17 protein-coding genes are annotated in these 18,813 nt (G+C 48.5%); 11 read left to right on the top strand and 6 right to left on the bottom strand.

Annotated features, from left to right (window positions below; genetic code table 11):
* Nucleotides 1–8: 8 nt before the first annotated feature.
* The gene (locus tag DS731_RS20285; RefSeq protein WP_119503022.1) at nt 9–1,034 is read right to left on the bottom strand and encodes an arabinan endo-1,5-alpha-L-arabinosidase; all 1,026 of its coding nucleotides are present in this window, start codon (nt 1,032–1,034) and stop codon (nt 9–11) included.
* 105 nt (nt 1,035–1,139) lie between these two features.
* Here DS731_RS20285 and DS731_RS20280 point away from each other — a divergent pair, with 105 nt between their 5' ends.
* Nucleotides 1,140–2,165 carry a glycoside hydrolase family 43 protein gene (locus DS731_RS20280; RefSeq protein WP_119503021.1) on the top strand — a complete coding sequence of 342 codons (1,026 nt, stop codon included), beginning with the start codon at nt 1,140–1,142 and terminating at the stop codon, nt 2,163–2,165.
* Between the two features lie 5 nt (nt 2,166–2,170).
* Here the strand turns inward: DS731_RS20280 and DS731_RS20275 are convergent, their stop codons facing one another.
* Both DS731_RS20275 and DS731_RS20270 read right to left on the bottom strand, forming a co-directional pair.
* A complete protein-coding gene (locus tag DS731_RS20275; RefSeq protein WP_119503020.1) occupies nt 2,171–2,800 on the bottom strand; it encodes a response regulator in 630 nt (209 codons plus the stop codon).
* Complete coding sequence (locus tag DS731_RS20270; RefSeq protein ID WP_119503019.1) at nt 2,793–3,929, bottom strand: sensor histidine kinase; 1,137 nt, start codon at nt 3,927–3,929, stop codon at nt 2,793–2,795. Before DS731_RS20270 ends, DS731_RS20275 begins: the two co-directional genes overlap by 8 nt.
* A 143-nt stretch (nt 3,930–4,072) precedes the next feature.
* On the opposite strand from DS731_RS20270, the gene DS731_RS20265 reads away from it, so the two are divergent.
* Together DS731_RS20265 and DS731_RS20260 are read left to right on the top strand one after the other, a co-directional pair.
* The gene (locus DS731_RS20265) at nt 4,073–4,489 is read left to right on the top strand and encodes a DUF2141 domain-containing protein (RefSeq protein WP_119503018.1); all 417 of its coding nucleotides are present in this window, start codon (nt 4,073–4,075) and stop codon (nt 4,487–4,489) included.
* 5 nt (nt 4,490–4,494) lie between these two features.
* On the top strand, nt 4,495–5,988 hold the full coding sequence (locus DS731_RS20260) for a carotenoid oxygenase family protein (RefSeq protein WP_119503017.1): 1,494 nt from the start codon (nt 4,495–4,497) through the stop codon (nt 5,986–5,988).
* A 79-nt stretch (nt 5,989–6,067) separates the two neighbouring features.
* On the opposite strand, the gene DS731_RS20255 is transcribed toward DS731_RS20260, so the two are convergent.
* Nucleotides 6,068–7,696, bottom strand: a complete 1,629-nt coding sequence (locus tag DS731_RS20255) for a sodium:solute symporter (protein ID WP_119503016.1) — start codon at nt 7,694–7,696, stop codon at nt 6,068–6,070.
* Nucleotides 7,697–7,941: 245 nt separating this feature from the next.
* Between DS731_RS20255 and DS731_RS20250 the strand changes: the two genes are divergently transcribed.
* From DS731_RS20250 to DS731_RS20235, 4 genes are all read left to right on the top strand, one after another.
* Complete coding sequence (locus DS731_RS20250; protein WP_119503015.1) at nt 7,942–8,661, top strand: FadR/GntR family transcriptional regulator; 720 nt, start codon at nt 7,942–7,944, stop codon at nt 8,659–8,661.
* A gap of 65 nt (nt 8,662–8,726) precedes the next feature.
* Nucleotides 8,727–9,506: an SDR family NAD(P)-dependent oxidoreductase gene (locus tag DS731_RS20245; protein ID WP_119503014.1), complete on the top strand. Its 780-nt coding sequence runs from the start codon at nt 8,727–8,729 to the stop codon at nt 9,504–9,506.
* A 133-nt stretch (nt 9,507–9,639) separates the two neighbouring features.
* The gene (locus DS731_RS20240) at nt 9,640–10,347 is read left to right on the top strand and encodes a sulfite exporter TauE/SafE family protein (protein WP_119503013.1); all 708 of its coding nucleotides are present in this window, start codon (nt 9,640–9,642) and stop codon (nt 10,345–10,347) included.
* A gap of 30 nt (nt 10,348–10,377) precedes the next feature.
* Nucleotides 10,378–11,253, top strand: a complete 876-nt coding sequence (locus tag DS731_RS20235) for an SMP-30/gluconolactonase/LRE family protein (protein ID WP_119503012.1) — start codon at nt 10,378–10,380, stop codon at nt 11,251–11,253.
* Here the strand turns inward: DS731_RS20235 and DS731_RS20230 are convergent.
* Entirely contained in the window at nt 11,246–12,667 is a 1,422-nt protein-coding gene (locus DS731_RS20230) for a sensor domain-containing diguanylate cyclase (RefSeq protein ID WP_119503011.1), read from the bottom strand. The genes DS731_RS20235 and DS731_RS20230 overlap by 8 nt on opposite strands.
* 235 nt (nt 12,668–12,902) lie before the next feature.
* Here DS731_RS20230 and glmU point away from each other — a divergent pair, with 235 nt between their 5' ends.
* Nucleotides 12,903–14,261, top strand: coding sequence for a bifunctional UDP-N-acetylglucosamine diphosphorylase/glucosamine-1-phosphate N-acetyltransferase GlmU (gene glmU / locus DS731_RS20225; protein ID WP_119503010.1), 1,359 nt, complete (start codon nt 12,903–12,905; stop codon nt 14,259–14,261).
* Nucleotides 14,262–14,329: 68 nt separating this feature from the next.
* Here glmU and DS731_RS20220 read toward each other — a convergent pair whose 3' ends face one another.
* Nucleotides 14,330–14,812: an acyl-CoA thioesterase gene (locus tag DS731_RS20220; RefSeq protein WP_119503009.1), complete on the bottom strand. Its 483-nt coding sequence runs from the start codon at nt 14,810–14,812 to the stop codon at nt 14,330–14,332.
* Between the two features lie 223 nt (nt 14,813–15,035).
* On the opposite strand from DS731_RS20220, the gene DS731_RS20215 reads away from it, so the two are divergent.
* The 3 genes from DS731_RS20215 to glmS all read left to right on the top strand — a co-directional run bounded on the left by DS731_RS20215 (nt 15,036) and on the right by glmS (nt 18,768).
* Nucleotides 15,036–16,082 carry a Gfo/Idh/MocA family oxidoreductase gene (locus DS731_RS20215; protein WP_119503008.1) on the top strand — a complete coding sequence of 349 codons (1,047 nt, stop codon included), beginning with the start codon at nt 15,036–15,038 and terminating at the stop codon, nt 16,080–16,082.
* A 65-nt stretch (nt 16,083–16,147) separates the two neighbouring features.
* Nucleotides 16,148–16,933, top strand: coding sequence for a DeoR/GlpR family DNA-binding transcription regulator (locus DS731_RS20210; protein WP_119503007.1), 786 nt, complete (start codon nt 16,148–16,150; stop codon nt 16,931–16,933).
* A 2-nt stretch (nt 16,934–16,935) separates the two neighbouring features.
* Complete coding sequence (gene glmS, locus DS731_RS20205; protein WP_119503006.1) at nt 16,936–18,768, top strand: glutamine--fructose-6-phosphate transaminase (isomerizing); 1,833 nt, start codon at nt 16,936–16,938, stop codon at nt 18,766–18,768.
* Nucleotides 18,769–18,813 lie beyond the last annotated feature (45 nt).

Raw genomic sequence — 18,813 nt, 5'->3', positions numbered from 1 at the left:
TGCGGATACTACTTCTTGATTAAAGTGGTTGTCCGGTTATTTAAATCTTCAGCATACACTTCAGGCCAGTTGTCCTGCCAGTGGATGGGAAGAATGCGTAATTTTTGCAATGCGTTGTCTGCGGTTTCGTAAGCGTGAAATACCAAGTAGTCCTTGCCATCAAAGGTGTAAGCCGCATTATGACCTAACGCTACCCAATCATCATTTCCACCCAGCACCAGCGTGCCACCGCCGTCATTGAGTGATTTACCGTCTTTATCTACGTATGGCCCTTCAACGTTTTTACTGCGGCCTACGCGGATATTGTAGGTGCTGTCCATCCCGCGGCAGCACTTATCAAAGGAAACGAACAGGTAGTAATAGCCGTTTTTCTTAAAGATGTAGGGAGCTTCGATAGCGCCTTCGCCGGGATCGGCGTCATTGTTAGTGTCCCGTCCCGGACGTTTGGCAATGGTATGCCATTCTTGTGGCTCTGCCAGTCGCACCATGTCGTCATCGAGTTTAACCAGTTTCAGGCCTCCCCAGAACGACCCGAAGCTCATCCACGGTACGCCCTCATCATCTTCTACGATGGCCGGGTCTATCGCGTTCCAGAAATCACGGTTAGGGACCGATTCCACTACAATGCCCTGGTCTACCCATTGATAATCAGGAGAGGCGGGATCTAAGGTTTTATTTACTGTGACACCAATTCCCGACGTGTTTTTACCGAAGGCGGAGACGGAGTAATACAGATAGAACTTACCGTCTTTTTGATAGATGTCCGGTGCCCAGAGGTGGCCGTTAAAGCCGGGAGCTATGCGGTCAGCCCAACTGGGTTCGTCAGCAAAAACCCGGCCGGTGAGCGTCCAGTTTTCCATATCCTTCGACGAATAATAAGTAATCCCCGGACCGGTACTGAATACATAATAGGTGTCACCCTCTTTTGTCATCACAGGGTCATGCACTTCTACCTGCTTTGCGCCAACAGTGTTGCATCCGGCCAGCAAAACCAACGCAGAAGACCACGCGATTTGTTTCAATCCATTTATCATAACGACTCTCGAATTACGCAATTTAGTGTGTGCAGTTTATCAGGGTTCATGTTAAATATGTAATACAATATTAATAATTGGTTTTCAAATTGGAAAGGACATACCATGCCGGGACTTAAATCGTTTGCCTTCGCTACCCTACTGTCGGTTGCAGCGTCATACGCGGTCGCAGAACAAATTACCCAGAATACTTCACCACCCGTTGATAACCCCATTGTACTGCAGCGCGCAGATCCTATGTTAGTCAGACACGATGACACAGGATGCTACACCTTCATTGGTACGTCGCCAAAGTTTGATGAAATTGAATTGCGTCAGGCTTGCCGGTTAAACGACCTCAAGCTTGCTGAACCAAAAGTGATCTGGCGTAAGCATGAGCGCGGAGAAATGAGTGTGAATATCTGGGCGCCGGAGCTGCATAAAGTCGATGACGCCTGGTACATTTACTTTGCTGCCGGTGACATTGATAAGCCGTTCAGTATCCGCATGTATGCGTTAAAGAATACCAGTGCTGACCCTATGCAGGGGGAATGGCAGGAAGCCGGGCGCATTGAGTCAGGTTGGGACACCTTCGCGCTGGATGGCACAACGTTTACACATAATGGAAAACGTTATTATGTGTGGGCACAACAAAATAAAGCGCGCACTTATAATTCTGCGTTGTGGATTGCTGAAATGACGTCGCCAACTACGCTTAAGTTACCTGCAACGTTGCTGTCAGAGCCAACACTTGATTGGGAAGTACAGGGATACAAAGTTAATGAGGGCGCGGCTGTCATCAGTCACGGCGAGCATCTGTTTATTACTTACTCTGCCAGTGCTACTGACCATCGTTATGCAATGGGGTTGTTGTGGGCAAATAACGACGCTGACTTACTTGACCCCGAAAGCTGGCAAAAGAAAAGCGAGCCGGTTTTTACCACTAACGCCAAAGCAGGTCGTTATGGTCCCGGACACAACAGCTTTGTGAAAGGTGAAGACGGGGAAACGGATTTGATGATATATCACAGCCGCGATTATGAGGCGCTGAAAGGTACACCGTTAACCGATCCCAACCGACATGCCCGTGCCCGTGTGCTAACCTGGGATGAGAAGGGGTTTCCTGTTTTCGCTGAGGCTGCTTCAGATTAACTGCGCTAAATGAGCTGCGCACTCAATGCCTTTAGCACTGCGCGGGTCCGGTCCCGGGTGTGCAGCTTAGCTAATATATTGGATACGTGATTCTTTACGGTGCCTTCTGCCAGAAAAACGGTATCTGCAATTTCCTTATTTGAATAGCCGCCTGCAATGAGTTTAAGAATATCCAGTTCTCTTTCACTCAGCGGCTCAATGTTTGGATCGGCAAACGTGGAAAGTTGTTCATCGCTCAGTTGATTTAGCAGCACAGGCTCGGCCAGCATGCCACCCTGATGCACAATGTCGATGGCGTCGTGAAGCTTTGCGGTGTCCACATCTTTCAGCAAAAAGCCATTGGCGCCGGCGTGCATAGCCTGTGTAAAAAGCGCAGGGTCATCGAACGTGGTAAGGACAATAACAGGTGTATTGTTTTGTGCCTGTCGCAATGCTTTTACTGTTTCAATACCGTTTTTCACCGGCATACGAATATCGATGAGTAAAATATCCACGGGACGCTCATCGAGTTTAGTTAACGCCTCTTCACCATTATCAGCCTGCCACGTTATGGTGATGTCATCGCGCAACGAAAGTAAGCTGGCAATACCCTGGCGCACAAGAATTTGGTCATCGGCTATGGCAACGTTAATCATAGTGCTTCTCCTGATAGGGTAATGTCACTGTGACAGTCCAGATTTTATCCCTGGTTGAAATTGTCACGTGACCATGTAACTGGGCCGCGCGTTCCTGCATATTAGCCAGACCCGAACCGCCCGGGCTAACTTGTGTTGTCCCTGAATAAGGATTAGCAATACGCATAGTGAGTTGCTGGTCTTGCTGCTGCAGGGCAATGGTTATCGTTTTTTCACTTCCATAACGTAATGCATTACTCACCGCTTCCTGGCAGATACGTAGTAATACTTCTGCGTGATGATTCGAGTGGAGCGGCTTCGCCAGGCGGCTCTCAAAGTTGGCTTTAACCTGTGGCAAATGTTCAAAAAGCGAATCTATAGCGGCGTTTAAATTCAACGATGCGGTCTGTTTGTTTTCTTTCACCACACTTCTGATTTGTTGCAGTAAATCCCGGGCAATGGCTTTGGTTTCCTGCACTTGCTGTTGTTTATCCGGCGGTACGGTTTGACTCAGAAATTCTAAATTTAGTAATAAAGCTGTTAACTGATGACCACATATATCGTGCAGGTCACGACTTAGCTGTAATCGTTCTGACTGGCGTGATGTCTGTTCCAGTAACGAGCGGGTAGACATCAATTCGGCATTTGCCTGCTCTAAGGCTAGTCGTGCTTTACTCTCTTTAACAGCAATGTGTGCCACCGCGAGCGCAAAGCACTGAAAAGCCAGATTCAGCGCTATGGCAATCAATGAGGGCGATAGCCCTTTCTGCCAGAGTAAATGATAGAGAAGAAAGCAAACACCGTTTATAGCAAGTAGTGTTGCCATTGCCTGGCGTTGGGTTGCAAAAAAAGGGAGTTGTCCGGCAAAGATGACCAGTAAAATAAGCCCGTCGGTTGTCTGGCAAGTGATAAATACCAGGAAAAAACCTGACACCTGTACGGCCATGTAGCCTGTCGCCAGTCGTTTATTGTCCAACACATAGGTCAACGTATTGATTAGCACAAAGCCAAGTAAGAAAAGGCCAAAACCGGCATAGTAGACCAGTTCAGCCAATTCAAAAGTGGCCCGTACCCGGGTGATGAGCATGACGGACAGCCATCCCAGTAACCCGGCAATAAGCAGTGTGGTGTTTCTTTCAGTTTGCTTCATTGGTGCAGTAGTCCTTGCTGGCGTAATGAAACAGTAAGTGAATGGTGTTTTTTTATCAGGTGCTGAAAGTCATGACTTTTGGCACCTGTTAGTTGTAAACCAGTTGGCTACAGTGAGGTTAACTTAACCAAAAGGACACCATCATGAAAGTATTAGTCTCTACATTCACCCTGTTAGCATCACTCACTGGCTTTAATGCCGGAGCAGCAAATATAGACATAACGTTTTCTGATCTTAGTCATCAATCTGGTCAGTTATATGTGGCGCTTTATAACTCATCGTCCGCAATGAAAAACCGGCAACATTTCCAGAGCCAGATTATAACCGTGTACAAAGGAAGCCAAAAAACAGTGTTTGCCGACGTACCTGAAGGGCAATATGGCGTGATGGTGTTTCAGGATCTCGATGGTAATAACACCTTAAACAGCAACCTGCTCGGTATTCCTACGGAACCTTATGGATTCAGCACAAATCCTCACGTCATGGGGCCGCCTTCTTTTGACGATATTGCTTTTGCGGTAACAGAAGCCAATGTCAGCCTGACCATCACAATGGAGTAAACGCTATGAATCGCCGTGACTTTATCAAAGGATTGGGATTGCTTGGCTGTAGTTCACTGGCAAGTGGCTTTAGTGTTAATGTTTTTGGCAGTGAAGTTGAGTCATTTTATCAGCAATTTAAACGGGAACTGGCGCGTCATCCGTTGTTGCGCGGATGGGAGGGCTTAAGTGAAGACATCGCCCCACGACATTTTACCTGGCAGGGACAGTTACCGGACATGCTGACGGGTAAACAGTTTTACCGCAATGGTCCGGCGCGCGCAGTATTAGGAGAGCAGCGCTACACCCATTGGTTTGATGGTGATGGTTTTGTTCATCGCTATGCCTTCGATAATAAAGGGCTTACTCATTCCGGACGGTTTGTGAGAACGCAGAAATTTAAGGCCGAGAGTGAGGCCGGGCGGTTTCTCTACAATGGCGCAGGCTCTGTTATCGAAAACAGCCGGCCATCGAAAAATGCGGAATCCGTGAATACCGCGAACATCGCTCTTTTACCTGTTAATAATGAACTATGGGCGCTGTGGGAAGCGGCCATGCCGTACAAACTTGACCCGTCATCGTTAGAAACAAACGGTCAGGTTTCCTTTGATGCGGCATTAGATGGCATACCGTTCTCTGCTCATCCCCATACCGACAGGTTTGGCAATATCTGGAATTTCGGTGATCTGTCTTTCTTCGGCCAGTCTGCCATTATTATTTATCAGTTGAGCCCGCGGGGTAAATTACTGCAGTACAAAATGGTTCCTGCGCCACAAAGCTATGTGCATGATTTTGCTGTAACCGACAATCATCTTATCTTCTATTTCCCTCCCGTTAAAAAAGGCGCCGGTGTAACACTGATTGATAGTATGCAATGGCAGGACGATCAACACGGGCAACTGCTGGTGGTAGATAAAAATACGCTGACGCCAACGCTGCAACTCCCCTTCGATGCAGGCTTCGTTTTCCATTTTGGCAACGCCTGGCAGCAGGGTAATACTCTTGTTGTGAATGCCTGCTGGTACGATAATGCCGATGTCATGTTAAACGGTGTTATTGAAGTTATCGCTGATGCAGAAACCCGGCATCGTCGCAGCACCGCTGCGCAAATTGTCATTGATTTGAACAGCAAAAATGCCACGCTGAACAATACGTCAACCGATATGGAATTTGTGCAGTTCGACAGCCGGTTTACCGGGCAAAAGACTGCAATACAATACGGTGTGCATGCGACGGCAGGTTTGCCCCACGGCGAATACAACTGTATTGCCAGTATGAACACCGAAACAGGCGCGCTGGATCGTTACAGCTTCGGCAACAATGTTATTGTCGAAGAGCCATTCTTTATACCTTCAGGGACAAATAATGGTGAAGGCTATCTGGTAAATACGGCATTAAACTTTGCCGAAGGCGCGACTTACTGCACGGTATTTAATGCCCAACATATTCAGGACGGCCCGGTAGCCACTGCCAAACTGGACAGTTACATGCCGCTGGGGTTTCACGGCGCGGTGATATGAAGTGTGCGATGGGAAACGAATAAGCCCCGAAGTTCCCGGGGCTTATATGTCTTACGGTAAACGTCTTACGATAAATGTCTTACCAGAAACGAATATAGATAAAGGCGGTAATACCGATGATACCCGCGGTATGGATGTAGTCCCACTTATCGATGCTGTCGATAACTTCTTTGTAGGTACCTTTTCCAAGCGTTGAGAATGTCAGACCTGCCAACTTTTCTTTATCTGCCGGCTTGGTAAATATGCTGGTAACAATGATAATGCCCACCACTACAACGAACAGCAGTATGCAGTAGTACAGCCAGTTCATCGTAACTACCCATTCTACGGATGTGCCCGCCAGGCTGTCACGGAATGGCAGCATGACAAGCCGTATCATACCCAGTACAAAGCCCGATACTAATCCGACAAATCCGGCGGTAGGTGTAACACGGGTACTGATTAATCCCAGCAGGAATACCGCCGCGATGCCCGGTGCTATTAACGATTGTACGCTTTGGAGATACTCATAAAGGACATCGGCAATCAGGCTCATTACGGGGATCCAAAGAATGCCCAGGAAAACGATTACGATGGTGGCCAGACGTCCTACACGGAGCAAGTGCTTTTCACTCGACTCGGGTTTAAATTTCTTGTAAAAATCAATGGTAAACAGCGTTGCAGACGAGTTGAACAGTGACGCCAGCGAACTCATCAAGGCCGCTACCAGACCACCGATAACGATACCTTTTACGCCCGCCGGTAACAGTTCCGACACAAGAGTCGGAAACGCCTGGTCTGCGCTTTCGTAAGTGATGATGCCTTTTGCATTCAGTGCGTATGCAATCATGCCGGGAACCAGAAAGATGAAGACTGGCAGCAATTTCAGATAGCCAGCGAACATAGTACCGCGACGGGCTTCTTTAATTCCTTTAGCTGACAACACACGTTGTACAATGTACTGATCTGTACACCAGTACCAGAAACCGATAATAAACGAACCAAATATGATGCCCGGCCATGGGAAATCAGGATCTGAAGCGGAACGGATCAGGTGCATCTGCTCGGCATTCAGGCGCTCAACTTCAGCCCAGCCTCCGACTTTATCAAGACCCACCCACAGAATCACAACCGACCCGATAATCAGTACCGGTGTTTGTAATACCGAGGTCCACATAATAGCTTTCATACCGCCCAGAACGGTGTAGATACCGGTGATGATGACCAGGCCCAGTGCTGAAATCCAAAAGAAATCTATACCCCAGATACTTTCTATACCCAGAATAGTTTTGAACGCGATACCGCCTGCATAGACTGTTACTGCCACTTTGGTCAGCACGTAACTTACCAGCGAAATAACAGATAAAAATGTGCGTGAGGAAGCGTTGAACCGGCGTTCGAGGAATTCAGGCATGGTGTATACCTTACTGCTCCAGTAGAACGGCACAAAAATCCAGCCCAATAAAATGATGATCCACGATTGTAATTCCCAGTGCGCCAGAGCCATGCCTGATTGCGCGCCGGAACCTGACAAACCTACCAGATGTTCTGAACCAATGTTGGAGGCAAAAATAGACGCGCCGATCACTATCCAGCTTGCGTTTCTTCCTGCGAGGAAATAGTCGGCGGTATCTTCTTCTTTCTGGCGCATAGACATGATAACCACGCCGAGCAGAAGAACGAAAAATCCAGCGAGGACTAACCAGTCGAGAGTACTAAGTTCTACCATTTTATATCCATATGACATCCCTGACGGACAGGTGCAAATTGAGATATAGAAATATTATATGATAATTAATTGAATGGGAAGAGCTTGTAAAATAAAGGTTAAGGTTGGCAGCAAGTAAATGTGATATATGGAATTTTTGGCCGCAGAGGAGCTACTGATAAGTAAAAACAGATGACTGGTCTGAGAACAATGACGACCAGGTATTATCGTAGTATTATAGGGCTTCAGATTTAGAAGGAATCCGCATGGCACGCATTGAAAATCTTAATTTGTCTCAACGTGTTACTAATGAGTTGGGCAAGGCTATTATTGGTGGTTCATACAATGCCAGTACCGGCCTGCCAACTGAAGCACAGCTGTGTGAAGAGTATGGCATCAGTCGTACTGCTGTGCGTGAGGCGGTTAAAATGCTGGCGGCCAAAGGTTTGATTTCTTCGCGGCCCCGTCAGGGGATTCGGGTCGAGTCAGCGTCAAACTGGAATCTTTATGATACCAGTGTCTTGCGCTGGATGCTGGAAAGTAGTCCTTCATTGCTGGTTTTGAAAGAATTTCTTCAAATGCGCATGGCAATTGAACCTCAGGCGGCAGCACTTGCAGCCCGTCAGGGTGACAAAGACGCCATCGCTAAAATCAATGATGCGTTAAACACAATGAGAAAAGCAGTGAATGAGCAGGAAGGCAGTTTGCATGAAGGCGATCTTGCTTTTCATACTGCTATACTGTTCGCTTCCGGCAACCGCTTCTTTTATCAGCTCCGTGAATTCATAACCACGGCTCTGAACGTCAGTATTCAGCACACTACACCGGCAAAAGGTAATAAACAAACCATCGTAGAAGAGCATGAAAAAGTTTACGCTGCCATCGTTGCAGGTGAACCGGAGCGTGCAAAAAATATGATGGCCTATCTTATTGATGAAGCCATGACCTTTATTGAAACTGAGATTGCCCAGTCGAAAAGCGCGTAGGCAACACGCTTGAAAGCGAATGTTGTATTTCATTGATGTATCGAAATTAACCTGTCAGGTTGGCTATGAATCATTCACGCGAGCAACAAGCCATTTATCCCGGTTTAGCGGATAAAGTCGTATTCATTACCGGCGGCGGTACAGGGATCGGCGAAGTTATTGTCAGACAATTTGCAGCGCAGAATGCAAAAGTTGTATTCGTGGATATGGCAAAGGAAAAGAGTGAAGCTCTGGTGAGCGAACTCGCGGGTCAGTATCAGCATGATGTGACTTTCTTTTATTGTGATATTCGTGATATTGCACAGCTGAAAGCGATTATTACCAGAACGGGTGATGAAATTGGTTATATCTCTGTACTTATCAATAATGCAGCTGACGATACCCGCCATTCTGTAGAAGAATTATCGGTTGAATACTGGGATGACCGCTTTGCTGTAAATCTTCGTCCGTCATTTTTTGCCGCTCAAAGCGTGGCACCGCAAATGAAGCAACTGGGTGGTGGAGCCATTATAAATATGGGTTCGGCAAGCTGGCGCATGAAGCAAAGCTGCATGCCCGCTTACACCACAGCCAAGGCTGCTATTGAAGGTTTAACGCGCAGTCTGGCCGGTGCACTGGGTGGTGATAATATTCGTGTAAACACCCTCATTCCCGGTTGGGTTATGACTGAACGTCAGATGAGTCACTGGGCCGACCCTGATATTGTAGAAGAAGTTAAAAAAGAGCAGTGCCTGCACGAAACGCTACGCCCCTCTCACATTGCTGACGCCGCGTTGTTCCTCGCGTCAGATCAAAGCCGGATGATGACGGCGCAAACTCTTACTGTTGACGCTGGTTGGACCTGATTTAAATAATTCAATCTTAATTATTTAAAAAAGGTTGTTGACGGTAAACTGCAATTCCCATAAAAAGTAATATAATATTAAAAAGTAAATATCAGTTTATTTTGTCGTTAATAATTATAGGTTTTTAGTTGCTTTGACCGAGTTTTTCCTTGTCTACCTGATATTAATCGTTGGCTCCTGTTTGCAAAGCGTTATAGGTTTTGGGCTCGGTTTATTGTCAGCGCCGCTGGTTTATTTCCTCATGCCCGAACTGGTTCCCGGGCCTATGATTTTAAATGCGCTGCTGCTGACATCCCTGCTTTCGGTCAAGCACCGGGGAGAAATCGATTTGCGTATGACCGGTTATTCTATCGCCGGTGGAACAGCTGGTGTATTAATCGCAGGCAGTGTTCTTACCCTTATCGATGCTCATGAATACCAACTCCTCTTTGGTATATCTATTCTCATCGCTGTTGCGCTGTCGGCTATTGGAATCATGCCGAAAGTGTCTATGTTTTCGAATCTTATCGCAGCCATGTTCTCTGGCTTTATGGGCACCACTACGTCGGCCGGCGGAGCGCCAATGGGCTTGCTTTATCAGTCTAAAGATCCTGAAACCATTAAAGCCAATCTGAGTATCTTTTTCGTTTATATCAATTTTTTCGGCATAAGCGTGTTATGGTGGAACGGTAAGGCAGGGCATGACGATCTGGAATTGTTTCTGAAGTGCGCGCCTGCTTTGATTGCAGGATGGGCTTTATCTTTTTTTATAAGCAAGAAGCTCAATGAGAAAGTCATTCGTTTGTTGATATTAATGATAGCAACGCTTTCAGCCCTCCTTCTTATCGTTTTTGACAGTTAGTTCCGCAAATCTTCTACAGGTAAATTAAACATGCAGGGAGCACAGCTGGTTGATGTCGTCGATTGCCGGTGTATATTGGGCGAAGGTGCTTTTTATTCCGCTGGCCGCCAGGAGATAATCTGGGTAGATATTCAGGGCTGCAACATTCACACGCTTCACTGGCAAACCCGCAAACATCAAACGTACAACACCGGTTCCAGAATATGTTGGTTGAAAGAGTGTGAGAATGGCAACTTTATAGCCGGCTTTGAAGACAAGATCTGCCTGCTGACCCCGGCATTCTTAACAAAAACTGTGCTCTGGACACTGCCCGCGAATGCAAAAAATATCAGGCTAAATGACGCTAAAGTGGACCGCACCGGTCGATTGTTCTTTGGCACAATGGACGATCTGGAAGTTTCACCGGTCGGGCAGTTGTTTGCTCTTGGCAGTGACGGCGGGGTGAAAACTGTGCAACAGGATTTTGTTGTATCGAATGGTCCCGCTTTCAGCCCCTGCGGACAATTTATGTACTCCGTTTCTTCTGCAGCAAGAACAATTTACCGTCTGAAGCTCAATGCTTCGGGAAATTACAGTGAGGCTGAAGTATTTATCAGGTTTACCGAAGAAAATGGCTTTCCTGACGGCATTACTGTGGACGCGGAGAATAATATCTGGGTTGCGGGCTGGGATGGATTTGGTGTTTTTAAATTTAGTCAGCAGGGCAGGCTTCTGGAAAAACTGAGCATGGACGTACCTAAAGTCACGTCGGTGGCATTTGCGGGACCGGATATGAAGCATATTGCCGTAACGAGCGCCCGCAAGGGGTTGTCATCTGATGACTTAAACAACTGGCCCGGGAGCGGAAATCTATTTATTTACTCCGTCCCGGTGACAGGCATTTCTGAGCCTTACATCATTAACTGATTAACTGCTTACACACGCGGTTACTGCCGTCGCGCCGGGCCTGATATAAGGCATCTTCTGCATTGGCCGTTAATTCGTTCAGCGGCTTACTGGATGCCGAGAAGGACACGCCAAATGAACCGGTCAGCTGGATTTGCGGTTGCATGTCGCTGGTGTCCATACTGGCAATGCCCGAACGTAAGGATTCAGCAATATCCATGGCTTCGTGGGGGCCGGTTTCCGGTAGCAGTATTATAAACTCTTCGCTGCTCCAGCGGCCCAGAATGTCTTTTGTGCGGATACTGGTCAGCAGATGGCCTGACACTTTGTCCAGCACCTCATCACCGGTATTACGGCCGTAGGTATCGTTGATTGTCGGAAAGTTATCCACGCCCACTATAATGACGCTTACAGACGAGTGATTGTCGAGGAGGGTACGGTACTCCGCCTCCATTTTCTGGCGGTCCGGCAGGCGCTGGGTATTACGAATTACCATATCCGGCTGCATGTCTTTGCGGAAATAATACAGCAGGTGATAAATCATCAAAAACAGTGAGAACACCACAACCAGCAGGGTCACTACGCTGATGACAAACGCTTGTGAAATATCCGCCTGGCGTTTATTCAGCGGGCTCAGCAGGAACACGGTCCAGTTGAACTGGTTGAGTTTAACCTCTGCAATCAGATACTCCTGCTGATTAATTGTCACCAGCCGGTTATTCAATGCACGCTGATCTTTTACATCAACAGGCAGACTGGCGTACCAGGTCAGTTCATTCAGGTTGGTAAAATCGGAATATTCAGCCATCAGGTTGGCATCTGACGACAACATAATATCGCCTTTTTCATCCACAAACAGAAAGTCGTAGCCATACTGCTGTTTGTAGGAATCGAAGATGCTGATAAAGCTTTTCAGGCTTTTCCCTACACCGAAGAAGCCGAGAAACTCTTTCTTCTCGTTATAAATTTTAATATCGATATAAAAATGGGTGTCTTCCCACTTACCGATATCCGCCACACGGTCTTCCGGACGCTCTTTGTATTTGAAATACCAGCTTACTTCACCTTTCACCAGAGGAATGGTGGAGCCGTCCGAGTTGTACTGCATGCGGGCTTTTTCGCTGGCGATAAAGAAATACAGGCCGAACTCTTCCTCCAGGCGGGAGAGTGCTGTGAAAATGTCTTCTTCGTTCACCTGATCTTTATCCATCAGTTCTACCAGTTCACGTGAATGGCCCAGAGCCTCTGACACATGAAGGGGTTTAAGTAACTGATTAACGATAAGAGAAATTGCGGGCGACAACGATTGCTGTTGCGCACGGCTTTGTTCCGCCACAATTTTATTTACACTGAAGTGAACGAGCGTCACGATGGCTATCACCACCACTGCAAATAACAGTAAAATACTGCGGTGAAGTGTCCTGAACGTTTTCACAGACTACCTGCTCTCCCTGGCCTGTTTCTGTATAGATAGATGACTAAGATATGAGCGCGCAGTATACCTTTTCACCAATGAAACTACTACCCGGATTCGTCGATTCCGGGCCGCCCGATACTAAAGAATAACGCTTCCCCTGCGAAAATAACTGACGATGTCGCTGACTTGTCACCAGCATGTGGTTACACTAGGCCGTCAATTTTTATGTGCAGCATTGTTTTAAGGATAATCCATGGCTTTTTCTGTAGTCGTCCTCGCCGCCGGTAAAGGCACCCGTATGAAGTCCTCATTACCTAAAGTCCTCCATCCTGTCGGTGGGATCCCGATGGTTCAGCGTATAATCAATACGGTTGAGGCGCTTAATGCCAGTGCTGTGCATCTGGTTTACGGACATGGCGGCGATCAGCTTCAGGCAGCGGTAACGGGTAACAATCTGAACTGGTGTTTGCAGGCAGAACAGCTGGGTACAGGTCATGCGGTTCAGCAGGCTGTGCCTCACATCAAAGACAACGAAGATGTGCTGGTGCTGGTAGGTGATGCGCCGTTAATTCAGAAAGCGACGCTGGAGCGGCTGGCTGCGGTGAAAGCAGAATGCGATCTTGCTTTGCTGACCGTTGAACTCGACGACCCTACAGGTATGGGGCGTATTGTTCGCGAGAACAACAACATCACTGCGATAGTTGAGCACAAAGATGCCACTGATGCCCAGCGTGAAATTAAAGAAATCAATACCGGCATGATGATGATGGCGGGCAGTGATTTAAAACGCTGGCTGGGTAATCTGAGCAACAATAATGCTCAGGGCGAATATTATCTTACAGACGTCATTGCCATGGCGGCAGCGGAAGGCAAACAAATTCAGTCTGCCCAACCGGATGCCGTTGAGGAAGTGGAAGGCGTAAATAACCGTGCACAACTGGCAGCTCTGGAAAGAGCCTTACAGGCCCGTCAGGCACATGCGCTGATGATGGATGGTGTGACGCTGGCGGATCCTGCCCGTGTCGATATTCGCGGCGAAGTGATTACCGGCAATGATGTGGCGGTAGATGTTAACGTAATTTTCGAAGGCAAGGTAACGCTTGGCAGCAACGTAAAAATCGGTGCGAATTGTATTTTACGGAATTGTTCGGTCGCTGACGGTGCGGTAATTGAAGCCAATTCAATCATTGAAGAAGCGGAAGTAGGCGAGAATTGTACTGTAGGGCCTTTCGGCCGTTTACGCCCTGGCGCAGTGATGAAAGCTAACGCCAAAGTAGGTAACTTTGTGGAAATGAAGAAAGCCGTGTTAGGAGAAGGTGCTAAAGCTAATCACCTGACTTACCTTGGCGATGCTGAAGTGGGGGCCGGAGCGAATATCGGTGCAGGTACGATTACCTGTAACTACGATGGGGTAAATAAATCTAAAACGATCATCGGTGAAAATGCATTTATCGGGTCTAATTCAGCGCTCGTGGCGCCGGTTACGATTGGCGAGGGAGCAACGGTAGGTGCCGGTTCAACCATCACGTCAAACGTAGAAGACAAAGCGCTGGCAATTGCACGCAGCAAGCAACGTGTGATTGCCAACTGGCCCAGACCAGTAAAAAAGTAAGTGCTTACTGAACTGGCAGGCTGATATTTATAGTATCTCACGCCTGCCAGGTCATTACATCGCCGTAATCATTCCAATGTAGCCAGCGTATTCGACATTTCCTCGTGAATGTCAGTACGCATTTTGGCAAGACGGATAGCGTAATCCCGCAGATAAATATCCCGTTCCGTTTCCGGTTTCCATTCCGGGACCGGAGCCGGCTTTCCGTTTTCATCAACGGCCACCATAATTACAATACAGTGTGTCGTCTTCGCATTATCCTGTTCTTTGGGATCTCTGGCACTGACATCAATTGAAAGATGCATTGATGTGGTACCGGTATAGATAATCTTCGCTGTGACTTCTACCAGGCTGCCTACAAGGATAGGTTTTACAAACCGGATCCCGCCGACATAAGCAGTAATACAGTATTTTCCACTCCAGCCTGCTGCGCAGGCGTAGGCCGCAAGGTCAATCCAGCGCATAACTGCGCCACCGTGTACTTTTCCGCCAAAATTCTGATCACCCGGTTCTGCCAGAAAACGCAAAGTTACTTCTCTGCTGCTTGCCATCTACTTCTCCTCAGGACGGTATCAATCCGTCTGCCTGTTCTCTTCTATTTATTAGCTTTTTACTATTGCCTTGTTTTACAACGCTTGTCATCATTTTTTGTTACGTAACTACGGTGTTTATCGATGAAACGCTGTTTACTGTTACCGCCAGCGGGCATTGTGCTTTGTGGCTTCGGGCTGATTAAGGTAAGGTGCTTCCACTGACAGATTCACAGGACTTTTCATGATCCGCACTCTTCTGGTGGGCTTCGGTTTTTCCGCCACTACATTTCATCTCCCTTTTTTAAATCAGTTATCTGAATTTACCGTAAGCGGCGTGGTGTCATCCCGTCCGGACGACGTTGCTGCCGTGTTACCGGGCGTGCCGGTGTATGCCTCAATGGGAAAGGCGTTCGCTGATCAGCGCTTTGACCTGGCTGTCATCACCACACCGAATACCTATCACGAAGTGCAAAGCCGGCAGGCGCTGATGAACGACTGCCATGTACTGGTGGAAAAGCCCTTTACCCTATCCGGTGATGAGGCGGAAGCGCTGGTTGCACTGGCAGCGCAGAAACAGAAAAAACTCTGCGTATTTCATAACCGTCGTTTTGACGGAGACTTTCTTACGCTGAAAAAACTGATCAGCGACGGCAGTGTGGGCGACGTAAAGCGTCTGGTTTCCCGCTTTGACCGGTTCCGCCCTCAACCCCGCGACCGCTGGCGGGAAAACGCCGGCCCGGGTGCAGGCATCTTCTGGGACTTAGGCCCGCATCTTATCGACCAGGCGCTGCAACTGTTCGGTGTGCCGGAACAGATCCACGGTGTTGTTCAGATTGCCCGTGAAGGCGGACAAAGTGACGACAGCTTCGACCTCACTCTGTTTTACAACAACCTGACTGTACAGTTGGGCAGTTCGCCGTTTCAGGCTAACCGTACTTTGCGCTTTGAATTACAGGGTACGGAAGGAAGTTTCCGGAAATTCGGGCTGGATCCTCAGGAAGATCAGTTAAAGCAAGGGCTCACTTTCGACAGCGGGCAATGGGCCCGTGAGCCGGAAGAGGCATTCGGTGAACTGGCTACGGCGCAGGGAGTGAATACTGTTCCTACACTTGCCGGTGAATATGTCACCTTCTACCGCCAGCTGGGTGAAGCTGTCAGTAACGGTGCCTCATTGCCCGCAGACGGGGAGACGGTCATACCGGTGATCAAACTTATCGAACTGGCCATCGAAAGTGCGGAAACGGGCAAAGTCATGCCTGTATACGTAAATATGAAAGGAAATAACTAAAATATCTTGCAAATCGAAACCTTAACTGCTTTATTAGTTTCAAGTCGTAATTTATAAGTTTCGAAATGCAAAAGCGAAATACCCGCCAACGACGCGATGAAATCGTTGAATGGGTGAATCAGGCCGGCCATGTTCATGTGGATGAGATGGCCGCCAGATTCAATACCTCACAGGTGACTATCCGTAAAGATCTTGCCGTGCTTGCCGGCGGGAAGCGAGTGCTGCGTGAATTTGGCGGTGCTGCGCCTTTTCCGTCTTCCGGGGCAGATACAGGATCTGACAGCGAAACCTCAGCCACGCCGGCTTCAGCGAAAACAGCCATTGGTCTTAAAGCTGCGTCGCTGGTGACAGACGGCGCGAAAGTGATCCTCGACAGCGGTAACACGACCGCTTCTGTCGTGCCTTTTCTTAACCACAAAAAGCTGGTTGTCATGACCAATTCTTTGCGTGCTGCCAACGCATTAACGATCGCAGATAACGAACCCACCGTACTCATGACCGGCGGAACGTGGGATGCACATTCGCAGGCGTTTCAGGGCAATATGGCGGAGAAAATGATCAGTGCCTACAGCTTTGATTTGGCCTTCATCGGTGCGTCCGGGCTGGATGTCGAAAGAGGCAGTACCACGTTTAACGAACTGACCGGGCTTTCCAAAGCCATGGCCGGTGTTGCGGCAAAAGTCGTGGTACTGGCTGAGTCAGAGAAATTTACCTTCCGCATGCCTAACCTTGAACTGGCGTGGGAAGACATTGATGTACTCATAACCGATGAGCACATCAGCGAACCAATCAAACAACAAATTGAACAGCAGGGCGTCACCGTAATGATTGCCCCGGCAAACGGAGAATAACCATGTGTGGAATAGTCGGCGCTGTAGCAGAGCGTAATGTAGTCGAAATCTTACTGGAAGGCTTAAAGCGCCTTGAGTACCGTGGTTATGATTCCGCCGGTGTGGCGTTATTACAATCAGGCGGTGAACTTACCCGCATCCGTCGTACCGGCAAGGTACAGGAACTGGCAGATGCTGTGGCGAACGGTGAAGCGTTGGGTTCTACCGGTATCGCGCATACCCGCTGGGCAACCCATGGCGGCGTAACTGAACGTAACGCGCACCCCCATTGCTCCGGTGAGCGTATCTCCGTTGTACACAACGGCATCATTGAAAACTACGAAGCCTTGCGTGAATCACTGAAAGCTCAAGGCTATACCTTCACCAGTGACACCGACACGGAAACCATTGCACACACGGTACATGCCGAAATGCAAAAAGGCGTGAGCCTGCTTGAAGCAGTACAAAACAGTGTGAAGCAGTTCCACGGTGCTTACGGTACGGTCATCATGGACAGTGAAGACCCGTCACGGGTAGTTGTGGCACGCTCCGGCAGCCCGCTGGTGATTGGTCTTGGCTTGGGCGAGAACTTTATTGCCTCAGACCAGATGGCTCTGCTGCCTGTGACTCGCCGCTTTATCTTCCTTGAGGAAGGTGATGTCGCTGAAATTACCCGTCGGGAAGTCAGCATTTTTGACGTTAACGGCAACCCGGTTGAGCGTGAAGTCATTGAATCTAACATCGAACACGATGCAGGTGATAAAGCGGGTTACCGCCATTACATGCTCAAAGAGATCCATGAGCAGCCAACGGTTGTGCGTAACACGCTGCAACAGCGGGTGGACGAAAAAGGACTGTTACCGGACATTTTCGGCAACGGTGCCGATGAGATTTTCTCAAAGGTTAAACACGTGCAGATCATCGCCTGTGGTACCAGTTACCATGCCGGTATGACTGCCCGCTACTGGCTGGAACAGTACGCGAATGTATCCTGTGGTATCGAAATCGCTTCTGAATTCCGTTACCGCAAATCGGTAGTACATGAAAACAGCCTGCTGGTGACTATTTCTCAGTCCGGTGAAACAGCCGACACGCTGGCCGCTCTGCGTCTGGCCAAAGATCTGGGCTATATGGCCAGCCTGACCATTTGTAACGTACCCGGTTCATCGCTGGTAAGGGAATCAGATCTTGCCTTTATGACTCGCGCAGGCGCAGAAATTGGCGTTGCCTCGACCAAGGCTTTCACGACTCAGCTTACCGCTTTCCTCATGCTCACGCTGGCACTGGGTAAGCACAGCGGCATGTCAGACAAAGATCATGGCAGCATCGTCAGCGCCCTTCACAGTTTGCCAGCCAAGCTGGAAGAAACCCTGGCGATCACCAAAGGTATTGAAGATTTAGCGGAAGAGTTTGCCGACAAGAACCACTCACTGTTCTTAGGTCGTGGCGACCAGTATCCCATTGCTATGGAAGGCGCGTTGAAGCTGAAAGAGATTTCATACATTCACGCAGAAGCTTACGCCTCAGGTGAACTGAAACACGGCCCGCTGGCACTGATTGACGAGGAAATGCCTGTCATCGTAGTAGCGCCCAACAACGAGCTGCTGGAAAAACTGAAATCCAACGTAGAAGAAGTACGTGCGCGCGGCGGCATCATGTATGTATTCGCTGATAAGGATGCACACTTTGCCAGCGACGAAACCATGCGGGTAATCAACGTTCCCCACTGCGAAGCCCCCATCGCACCCATCGTGTACACTCTGCCTTTGCAGCTGCTTTCTTACTATGTAGCGCTGATCAAAGGTACTGACGTGGACCAGCCCCGTAACCTGGCGAAGTCGGTGACAGTGGAGTAGAGGATCAGGAAACAACGTTTTTTAGTAATACAATATACAAGGCTC

This window comes from Alteromonas sp. RKMC-009, from assembly GCF_003584565.2.
In the GTDB taxonomy this organism is placed as follows: Bacteria; Pseudomonadota; Gammaproteobacteria; order Enterobacterales; family Alteromonadaceae; genus Alteromonas.
This window is presented reverse-complemented; position numbering and strand designations above follow the sequence as displayed.